The organism is Nitrospiria bacterium (assembly GCA_035498035.1).
Classification (GTDB): domain Bacteria; phylum Nitrospirota; class Nitrospiria; order JACQBZ01; family JACQBZ01; genus JACQBZ01.
Genome location: DATKAN010000052.1, coordinates 1 through 9,501 on the forward strand (window position 1 = coordinate 1; position 9,501 = coordinate 9,501).

9 protein-coding genes and 1 rRNA gene are annotated in these 9,501 nt (G+C 57.8%); 1 reads left to right on the top strand and 9 read right to left on the bottom strand.

The window, feature by feature from the left end; genetic code table 11:
- The 4 genes from VMN77_10335 to miaB form a co-directional block, all read right to left on the bottom strand.
- Positions 1-72, bottom strand: a 16S ribosomal RNA gene (locus VMN77_10335); the annotation flags it as partial.
- Between the two features lie 210 nt (positions 73-282).
- Positions 283-1,584: a tRNA (N(6)-L-threonylcarbamoyladenosine(37)-C(2))-methylthiotransferase MtaB gene (gene mtaB, locus VMN77_10340; GenBank protein HTN44179.1), complete on the bottom strand. Its 1,302-nt coding sequence runs from the start codon at positions 1,582-1,584 to the stop codon at positions 283-285.
- Entirely contained in the window at positions 1,581-1,985 is a 405-nt protein-coding gene (locus VMN77_10345; GenBank protein ID HTN44180.1) for a VanZ family protein, read from the bottom strand. The genes mtaB and VMN77_10345 overlap by 4 nt, the downstream gene beginning before the upstream one ends.
- A gap of 18 nt (positions 1,986-2,003) precedes the next feature.
- A complete protein-coding gene (gene miaB / locus VMN77_10350) occupies positions 2,004-3,317 on the bottom strand; it encodes a tRNA (N6-isopentenyl adenosine(37)-C2)-methylthiotransferase MiaB (GenBank protein HTN44181.1) in 1,314 nt (437 codons plus the stop codon).
- Between the two features lie 284 nt (positions 3,318-3,601).
- On the opposite strand from miaB, the gene VMN77_10355 reads away from it, so the two are divergent.
- Positions 3,602-4,411 carry a patatin-like phospholipase family protein gene (locus VMN77_10355; GenBank protein HTN44182.1) on the top strand — a complete coding sequence of 270 codons (810 nt, stop codon included), beginning with the start codon at positions 3,602-3,604 and terminating at the stop codon, positions 4,409-4,411.
- 94 nt (positions 4,412-4,505) lie between these two features.
- Here the strand turns inward: VMN77_10355 and VMN77_10360 are convergent, their stop codons facing one another.
- The 5 genes from VMN77_10360 to carB all read right to left on the bottom strand — a co-directional run.
- A complete protein-coding gene (locus VMN77_10360) occupies positions 4,506-5,024 on the bottom strand; it encodes a BCAM0308 family protein (protein HTN44183.1) in 519 nt (172 codons plus the stop codon).
- 111 nt (positions 5,025-5,135) lie between these two features.
- The gene (locus tag VMN77_10365) at positions 5,136-5,918 is read right to left on the bottom strand and encodes an SAM-dependent chlorinase/fluorinase (protein HTN44184.1); all 783 of its coding nucleotides are present in this window, start codon (positions 5,916-5,918) and stop codon (positions 5,136-5,138) included.
- Positions 5,915-7,024: a dihydroorotate dehydrogenase gene (locus VMN77_10370; GenBank protein ID HTN44185.1), complete on the bottom strand. Its 1,110-nt coding sequence runs from the start codon at positions 7,022-7,024 to the stop codon at positions 5,915-5,917. Before VMN77_10370 ends, VMN77_10365 begins: the two co-directional genes overlap by 4 nt.
- 39 nt (positions 7,025-7,063) lie before the next feature.
- The gene (greA, locus tag VMN77_10375; protein HTN44186.1) at positions 7,064-7,534 is read right to left on the bottom strand and encodes a transcription elongation factor GreA; all 471 of its coding nucleotides are present in this window, start codon (positions 7,532-7,534) and stop codon (positions 7,064-7,066) included.
- Between the two features lie 9 nt (positions 7,535-7,543).
- Positions 7,544-9,501, bottom strand: a 1,958-nt coding sequence (gene carB, locus VMN77_10380; protein HTN44187.1) for a carbamoyl-phosphate synthase large subunit, incomplete at its 5' end; no start/stop codon positions are given.

A 9,501-nucleotide genomic window follows, 5' to 3' on the forward strand; every position in this document is an offset into this window, starting at 1 on the left:
TTCTCGTGCGACTTGCATGTGTTAGGCGCGCCGCCAGCGTTCGTTCTGAGCCAGGATCAAACTCTCGATTAAAACTCTACTACAGGTTTGAGACTGAACCCATTCTACAAACGGCACACACTATTTAGTTTTCAAAGACCCATGTAATGACGACCGATGAAAGTCATCAGGAATTTCTGTCAACCCCGTCGGCAAACTTGAAGTCCGCTCTTGAGGAGAATAGAATTTATAACACAAGGAATGAATCCTGTCAACAAGTTTCTTTAGTTTTTTTTCGATACATTAAAATAGGCGGGCCATCACCCGGTTCCCGTCGACGGCGACAATTCGAGCCGACCGTAGCCGGTTCATCACGCCATCCGGCCCTGAAAGCAGTACTTTGATATAGTTGCCCGAAATCCCTTTCAGAAGCCCCGTCTCGGGGTCGCGCTCTTTTTCGATCAGGACCTCGAGGTCTTTGTCGATGTGGGAAATTGAAAATTGTCGGCCCTTTTCGAGCGACAACTTTCGCAGCTCATCCGCCCGCGCCCTTTTTTCCTCCCCGGAAACGCCCGCCGTCATCCCGGCCGCCGCGGTTTGGGGTCGCGACGAAAACGGGAAGACATGAAAATAACTGACCGGCAGTTCCTCAAGCAGCCGATACGTATTCCCATACTCCGTCTCGCCTTCTCCGGGAAAACCGACCATGACGTCCGTCCCGATGGCCGCATCGGAAAAGCGCCCCGACAGAGACAGAATGAGCCGCCGGTAATAATTTCTTGAATAATGCCGGTTCATCATTTTTAGAATGCGGTTGTCCCCGCTTTGAAGCGGAATATGGAAATGCCGGCAGATGCGGGGCGACGATTCTACGACCTCGATCAATTCGGGCGTGACCGTCTTGGGCTCCAGGGAGCTCAGACGGATTCTTGAGATACGCGTCCGTTCCAGGAGGAGACGAAGCAGCCCGGCCAGGCTTTGTTTCGGGATAAAATCCCGTCCGTAGGTTCCCAGATTGACACCGGTCAAGACCAGTTCCCGGCATCCCTCATCGACAAGGGCGGCTGTCTGCTCGATCACGTGCTCGGGCAAAAGGCTTCTCCCCGGTCCGCGCGCCCGCGGGATGAGGCAGAAGGAACATCGATAATCGCAGCCGTCCTGAATTTTCAGGAAGAATCTCGTATGCCCTCTGAACTCGCGAAGGAGGGGCTGAACCAAGGGACCGCCCGGGATCGGTCGGCCGACACTCAAAATGGGGCCTTCGGATCGATCACAGCCTCCAAGATAGCCCGGCAGGTCCTGTTTCTCGCGGTTGCCCAGGATCAGATCCACTCCCTGAATCCTTGAAAGCTCCTCCGGGTGCGTCTGGGCATAACAGCCGGTCATAATGATTCTGGAACCCGGATTCCTGCGCCGGATCTGCCGAACGAGTCGGCGGGATTCCTGATCGGCGTTGGCCGTCACGGAACAGGTGTTGACAACATAAACATCGGCGGATTGCTCGAACGGCACGATATGATGATCGGCCCGCCGCGCGAGTTCCTCCATTACGGCGGTGTCGAACTGGTTGACCTTGCAGCCCAAGGTGTGAAAAGCGATCTTCATGATCGTGGAAATACGTCCTGAATAAAAACAGCGAGGATCATGGCCGCAAAGGCCCCGGAAACGTCCGCAGCCAGATCATAAATATCGGGGGTACGGTAAGGGGTGTGGAACTGATACAGTTCATCAATCATTCCAAAGACCGTGCAGATCAGTACCGTCGCGATCGCGATCCGGCCACGTGAAGAGAGGGACGTCGTACCTTTGAACGCGCGATACAAAAGCCAGGCGTAGACCCCATACTCGAAAAAATGAAACACTTTGTCGTAATTTCGAAACGGTATGCGGCGGATCCGAATGGGGATCGACGAGAGGATAAGGATCAGCGCCGCATAGGCAATGACCGGCAGCCAGTACCGGACGAACTCCCGGCTCGGAGGCCAGAACGCTTTGGCGTTGTTCATTTCGGCCTCGGAACCATTCTAAGGACGCATTCCTTCCAGGCAGGTCGACCCGGCCGTGGCGATCCGAACATTCAGGAGGCGGCCGATTTCATCATCGGCGCCGTCAAAGTGAACCAGCTTGTTGGAGCGAGTCCGGCCCGTGAATTTGGCGAGATCCCGTTTGCTCCGACCCTCGATGAGAATTTCCTGAACGCGGCCGATCAAGGCCTGGTTCTTTTTCCGGGCGAGGCCCTTTTCCAGAATCGAGAGCCGGTGGAATCGTCCCTCTTGTACCTCTTTGGGAACCTGTTTCTCGAAACGGACGGCCGGCGTGTTCGGCCGACGCGAATAGTTGAAATAAAAAACGTTGTCAAATTCAAATTCGGCCACCGCATCCAGCGTTTTCTGAAAGTCGTCCTCCGTCTCGCCGGGAAAACCGACTATGATGTCCGTTGAAAAGGCCATATCGGGAACGAACCGTCGCATCCGTTCGATGATTTGACGGTATTGATCCAACGTATAGCCTCGGCCCATTTTTTCCAGAACTCCGTCCGACCCCGATTGAAGCGGAAGGTGCAGGTATTCGCAGACCTTGGACAGCCCGGCCATGGCCCCGATCAGTTTTGGGGTCATGTCGCAGGGATGCGGAGATTCGAATCGAATCCGTTCAATTCCATCCACCGCGTTGAGCATCGTCAACAGATCGGCAAAGTCCACACCTTCATCCAGGTTCTTGCCGTACGAATTGACGGTCTGCCCCAGAAGGGTGACCTCTTTATAACCGGCCCCGGCCAAATGCCTCACCTCTTGCACGATCTCGGCGCTCGGACGACTCCGTTCCCTTCCGCGGGTTTTCGGTACGACGCAGAAGGCGCAATGGCGGTCGCAGCCCTCCATGATCGAGACCCAGGCCCGCACGCGATCCTTTCGATCCGCCGGCGTCGTTCGGGGAGGTCCGGGCGGCTCCTGGACCATCACGACCGGCTGCGACTGGAGTGTAATCCTCTCGACCATCTGCGGGACATTCGAAATGTTGGAAGATCCGAATACCAGATCGAGTCCCTTGAACCGCGTCAGAACCTTCTCGCCCTCCTGCTGGGCCACGCATCCGGCCATTCCGAGGATCAGCTCCGGCTTGTCGCGTTTGAGCATCGCAAAGCGGCCCAAGTCGCTGTAGCCCTTCTGCTCGGATTTTTCCCGGATGCTGCAGGTGTTCACGATGATCATATCGGCCTCTTCCGGTTTTTCGGTGAGCCGGTAGCCTTCGTTCCGGAGCAGGCCGGAAATCCGTTCCGAATCGTGAACATTCATCTGGCATCCGAAGGTCTTGATGTAAAGTCGCTTTGCGGTCATGGCAGGAAATACTTTATCTCAGCCGAATCCGGCTGTCAATGGAAGGAGCGATCGAGCCCGATGGTATTGTCAAAACGGGCCCCTTCGGTTATATTTTTTACATCGCCTCAAATTTACAGTGTTATGATGTCCCGCAATAAATCGGCGCAAATACAAAACCCACCGCTTGAGGTTCTCCTGTGAAAGGACCCATCGGATCGATCACCGCGGCGGTTTCTCTTATTTTGGTTATCGCGGGGTGCACGATATTCCGCCCTCCGAACTTGGAAGAGACCTCTCTCCCGATGCCGAAAGTGGCCCTCGTCCTTGGAGGGGGAGCCGCCCGCGGCTTCGCCCACGTGGGTGTGATCCGGGTACTGGAGCAGGAGAAAATCCCCATCCATATCATCGTCGGAACGAGCGTCGGAAGCCTTATCGGGGCTCTCTATGCCGACAAAGGCAACAGCTTCGACCTGGAAATGATCGCGTTCAAGCTCGAAAAGGAGGATCTCCTTGATTTTTCGGTCTTCGCCTCGACGACCGGCCCGGTCAAGGGGGACCGCTTGGAGCAATTTGTAAAAGATAGAGTCTCCCGCGATAAAATCGAAGACCTTCCCATCCCCTTCGCCGCCGTGGCGACCAATTTGAACACGGGGGAACCGGTGGTGCTGAAGCGGGGCTCGATCGCCAGGGCCGTGAGGGCCAGCAGCTCCATTCCGGGCGTTTTCACGCCCGTCCAGTATCTTGATATGACCCTGGTGGACGGGGGCGTTGTGGACAACGTGCCCGTGGACGTGGCGAGAACGATGGGGGCCGACTTGGTAATCGCCGTGAACATTGGGAAGGACGTGGTGAATAACAATCTCACCAACATCATCGACATCACGCTTCAGGCCGTGAACATCATGGCCAACGAGAATTCGGTGTTCAAGATGCGGGACGCGGACGTCCTGATCGAACCCGACGTCGGATCGGTCAAGACGATGGATTTCTCAATGAAAGAGTCGCTCATGCGGGCCGGGATTGCAGCCGCCGAAAATGCGATTCCGGAGATCCGGGAAAAAATCCGCGAATGGCAGACCCGGCACGAACCCGCCCCGAACGGCGGTGGTTAATAAAACCGATATTAATCCCGTCCCGACCCGATGCGCGCTGGGTTTTATATAATCCGAGAATCGTTTTATTGTTTGGAAATAACGGGCCGCCGCGTCAGCCCTTCCAGGTCATCCGAATCAATCTTGGATCGTCGCCATAATGGAGCTTGAGCTCGCCGTGGTAGGCGTGCCAGAGCGCCTCGCCGATCCGTCGCGGGAGATGGTTGTCGGTCGTCCTCACCACGATTCCGTCGCCCGATTCCGAAATACCCATCACACGGCAGAGCGGATGATTTCGCTTCGCTTCCGCCTCCTGGTGATGGATCACGCCCAACAGCTCGTTGCGGCGTCTACGGACGGAGGGACCGCTCAGGCGAAGGATGCCGGCCGGATATTTGTCCGCAATCCGGCGACAGGCCGGACAGATCGTTGGGTGCGCACGCGCCGGACGGGGCGCCCAGCTCCATTTCCCCTTACGATAGACCGCACCGCATTGGGGGCAAACCGTCGGCTCCGGCAGCTTGCCACGCGATTTATACGTGTCATGCACGTACTCCTCTTTTAACGAGCCCGACCGTTGAAGACCCTGTTCTCTCCGTAGCTCACGCCCCCCCACTTTCGATCTCGTTTTCATCTTGAATTCGACTCCGTTGGATTAATGATTCTGCGGCTGACATCGACAGGCCGGCCAAAGCATACTAAAAATGTTTGAAAAGAGCAAGGGCGGGATAGTCAGGGTTGCCTCCTATTGCACGACAACCGGTTCATCAAACTCGGCATTGAGAATGGACCGTGCGTTCCCCTGATCGCAAAAGATCTCGAGACGATCGTCGCTGTTGATCACGGCGGCGAGCTCCCCGGAGGCCGCCTCGGAATAGAACAGCTTAATCCCCTCAACCGTTTTCCCCTTGACCGTGATCACGGCCGTTTTTCCATCCGAAATCCAAGGGGTGAGATCCTGGCGCATTAAGTTCGTGATCAGATTTCCGAATCGGTCGATATGGACCACCTGCCCTTGCAGACTTCCGTCCGCCCGAGGCTTTGGATCCGGAACGGGAAAACTCACAAAATCCGTGATCTTCTTTCCCAGCCTGGAAGGTGCCAGACCTTTCGAAAGCCTCGCGGCAACGGGCGCGAAAAGATCACGGCCGTCGAAGGTCGCGCTGTAGGACTTGAGGCGGTATTTTTCGGCCGTTAGTTGATAGACCTCGGATGACGGATGGTCGTGGTAGATGTAGCTCAGAACGCCGTTGTCGGGCGCCAGGAAACGGCCCAGCCGGTTTACGACGAGCAGCGGCCTCCGTTTTCCCCCGACACCCGGGTCCACCACCACGACATGGATCGTATCCTTCGGAAAGCGACGATAGGCCGTTTGAAGCACAAAGGCGGCATCCCGAATCCCGAACGGCGGAATCTCGTGGGTGATGTCCACGATGGCAGCCTTGGATTGCAAGCCCAGGATGACGCCCTTTATCTGCGCGACGAACGAGTCGCGGCTGCCGAAATCGGTGAGAAGGGTGACGATCACGGCGAACCGTGACGCGTCAAATAATATCGATAGGCCAGATACGGATCCCACATCGCGGCCGTGGCAACCTCCACCGCGTCGATTCCAGTATCGAGGAATTCATCGATATCCGACGGCTTCATGATCCCACCCACACCGATCATCGCAAAGTCGTAGCGGTTTTTCTTCCGCGTCTCGCAAAGCCAATGGACGAATTGAAGGGCGCTTGCTTTAATCCCCGCGCCGCATACGCCGCTCTGCGGGCGTCCCGGAATGGCCGGCTTCCCGTTCTCCTCCAGGACGGTCATCTTCACCGTGTTGATCCCGACGATGCCGTCGACATGATGGGCGTTGGCCTTGATAACCGCTTCGAACCGCTCCCGATCCCAGAAATTGCCGAGCTTGATGAACAGAGGCACATCGCCCAACTCGGCCTGTGCGGACTTTGAGATCGCGCTGGAAAGCTCGGGGTCCAGATAAACCATTCCTTCGGCGGCGTTGCTGTTGGGACAGGACAGGTCCAGCTCAACAACGTCCGCGCCGGCCTCCCGGGCGAGCGCCGCGGAGCGGGCAAAGTCCTGGATAAAAGAAGGGGCCTCCGGATAATATTCAGAGCTGCCCATCGTGCTGACGACCAGGACCTGACCTTTATCAAGATAACCCTTCGCCCGCTCGACGTCCTCCTGCCAGACGGAGGGATTCCGGGAGGGCACCCCGAAGGAATTCGTAATGCTGATGTCCCGGATCCCGGCCGGCGGCTGGGACATCACATGAAGGTTTTCACCCAGACGGTCGTCCGTCAATGGCCCGCGGGTATCCACCAGGACACAATTGGGCTTTGGATTGCTCGGCCGCCAACGGGTTCGAACCGTCTTGTAGGACAGGATGTCGAACCCCAACTTAGCATAAACCCGGATCCACCGCGAGTTGAGCAGGGGTCCCGCCGCCACGCCCAGTCGGGAACGGAGCCTGAAACCCAGAAAGGGAATTTTCGGAGGTTCTTTTCGGGCCGGGGGGTAGGGGCCCCGGAAACACGGCCCGTTCCGGTAATTCCATTCGTAGGAGCGGTCGATGTCATAGGCGGGATGGAATTCCCGGGCCAGGGCTTTGCGAAAGGATGGATTCATTGGATGGTTTTGTTGTAGGGGCGGGTTTCAAACCCGCCCCTACTCAATAGCGATTCCCAGGATTTCGTACGTGACGGTCTTGGCCGGCGTCGTGATCGTGACCTCGTCCCCGACCTTGTGCCCGATGAGCGCCTTCCCGACCGGGGAGGTGACCGAGATCTTGCCGTTCTTGAGGTCGGATTCGTCCTGGCCCACGAGCATGTATTTCTTTTTGGTTTTACCGTCTCCGTCCAGGAGAACCACCGTGGCCCCGAATACGACCTTGTCGGCCGTCAGCCGACCGGTCTCGATGATCTCGGCGTTGGCCATCTTCGTTTCCAATTCCTTGATGCGTCCTTCGACAAACGACTGCCGCTCTTTGGCCGCATGATATTCGGCGTTCTCGCTCAGATCCCCGTGGGCCCGGGCCTCGGCGATGGCGTGGATCACCTTCGGCCGCTCCACCTTTTTCAATCGATCCAATTCGTCCCGGAGCTGCTCAAACCCTTTTTTCGTAATCGGAACGCGCATGGTCCTTCCTTATCCGGATTGAATTTCCCGATGGTAAACCTGAAGCGGCTGGATCCGAAACTTCTGCTTTAAGACCGACTCGATGCCCCGCACGGCGGCCTTCGCCTCGGCCATGGTGGTGAAGTACGGGACCGAATAGGTCAGGGCGGTTCGCCGGATCGAGTAGGAATCGGCCTGAGAGGCTTTATCGCCGACGGTGTTGATCATCCAAGCGATCTCCTTGTTTTTGAGACGGTCCACGATGTGCGGCCGGCCTTCCTTCACCTTGTTGACGCGTTCCGAGGGGATGCCGTTCTGCTGCAGGCGGTCCGCAGTTCCGCCCGTCGCGACGATCGTGAACCCGAAATCGCTGAGCCGCCGGGCCACGGACACGACGGCCGGCTTGTCCTTGTCCTTGACGCTGATGAAGACCCTCCCGGACAAGGGAAGCATCGCCCCCGCCGCCGCCTGGGACTTGGCGAAAGCCGAGCCGAAGTCGGAATCGATCCCCATCACCTCGCCGGTGGATTTCATCTCCGGGCCCAGGATCGTGTCGACGCCGGGAAATTTATTGAAGGGAAAGACGGCTTCCTTCACCGCAATATAAGGAATTGGGAGCTCCCGAGTCAAGCCCAGATCCTTCAGCGCCTGGCCGCACATCACCTTCATCGCCACCTTGGCCAGGGGGATTCCGATCGCCTTGCTCACGAACGGCACGGTCCGGGAAGCCCGGGGATTGACCTCCAGGACATACACCGTCCCGTCTTTGACGGCGAATTGAACATTCATCAGTCCGACGACGCGCAGTTCGCGCGACAGGACATGGGTCTGCTCGCGGATCTGCTGAACGATTTGGGCATCCAGCGAATAGGGCGGAAGCGAACAGGCCGAATCGCCTGAATGGACGCCGGCCTCTTCGATATGCTCCATGACCCCGCCGATGACGACATCCGTGCCGTCCGATATGGCGTCCACGTCCACTTCGATGGCATCTTCCAGATATTTGTCGATCAGGACCGGATGCTTTGGAGACGCCTTGACGGCTGAGGTGATGTAATCCTGAAGGCTCTTCTCGTCGTAAACGGTCTCCATCGCGCGGCCGCCGAGCACGTACGAGGGCCGGACCATCACGGGGTAGCCGATCTCCCGGGCGATCTTCTTCGCCTCGTCCGGCGAACGGGCCGTTCCGCTTTGGGGCTGCCGGAGCCTCAACCTCTCCAGGAAGGTCCTGAACCGCTCCCGATCTTCGGCCAGATCAATCGAATCCGGAGAGGTCCCGAGAATCCGGACGCCGGCCGCCTCCAGCGGCACCGCCAGTTTCAACGGCGTCTGCCCCCCGAACTGGACCACCACCCCGTCCGGCTGTTCCGTATCGACGATGTTCAGGACGTCTTCCTTGGTCAGGGGTTCGAAATAAAGCCGGTCCGAGATGTCGTAATCGGTGCTGACCGTCTCCGGATTGCAATTGACCATGATGGTTTCAAATCCCGCTTCCTTGGCGGCCAGCGCCCCGTGGACGCAGCAATAATCAAACTCGATCCCTTGTCCGATCCGGTTCGGTCCCCCGCCCAGGATCATGATCTTCTTCCGCTGCGTCGGTCGCGACTCGCACTCGGACTCATAGGTCGAATAGAGGTAGGGGGTCTGCGCCACGAACTCGGCCCCGCAGGTGTCGACGCGATGGTAGACGGGAGTCACGCCGAAATCTTTCCGGATCTGTCGGAACTCATCCTCCTCCACGCCGATGAGAGAAGCGAGATGCGGATCCGAAAAACCGGCCTGCTTGGCCTGCCAGATCAACTCCGGCGTGTTTGGCGGCGGGAGATCGTGATGGATGTGGGCCACGGCCAAATCGTTGGCGAGGGTCTCCTCCATCGCCACGATGTCCCGGACCTGATGCAGGAACCACGGATCGATCCGGGTCGCCTGATAAATTTCATCGATCGAGAGGCCCAGCCGCAGCCCATCGGCGATATACCAAAGACGGT

Coding starts and splice junctions, on each gene's coding strand:
- mtaB (HTN44179.1), bottom strand. CDS start 1,584: ATGAAGATCGCTTTTCACACCTTGGGCTGCAAGGTCAACCAGTTCGAC.
- VMN77_10345 (HTN44180.1), bottom strand. CDS start 1,985: ATGAACAACGCCAAAGCGTTCTGGCCTCCGAGCCGGGAGTTCGTCCGG.
- miaB (HTN44181.1), bottom strand. CDS start 3,317: ATGACCGCAAAGCGACTTTACATCAAGACCTTCGGATGCCAGATGAAT.
- VMN77_10355 (HTN44182.1), top strand. CDS start 3,602: ATGCCGAAAGTGGCCCTCGTCCTTGGAGGGGGAGCCGCCCGCGGCTTC.
- VMN77_10360 (HTN44183.1), bottom strand. CDS start 5,024: ATGAAAACGAGATCGAAAGTGGGGGGGCGTGAGCTACGGAGAGAACAG.
- VMN77_10370 (HTN44185.1), bottom strand. CDS start 7,024: ATGAATCCATCCTTTCGCAAAGCCCTGGCCCGGGAATTCCATCCCGCC.
- greA (HTN44186.1), bottom strand. CDS start 7,534: ATGCGCGTTCCGATTACGAAAAAAGGGTTTGAGCAGCTCCGGGACGAA.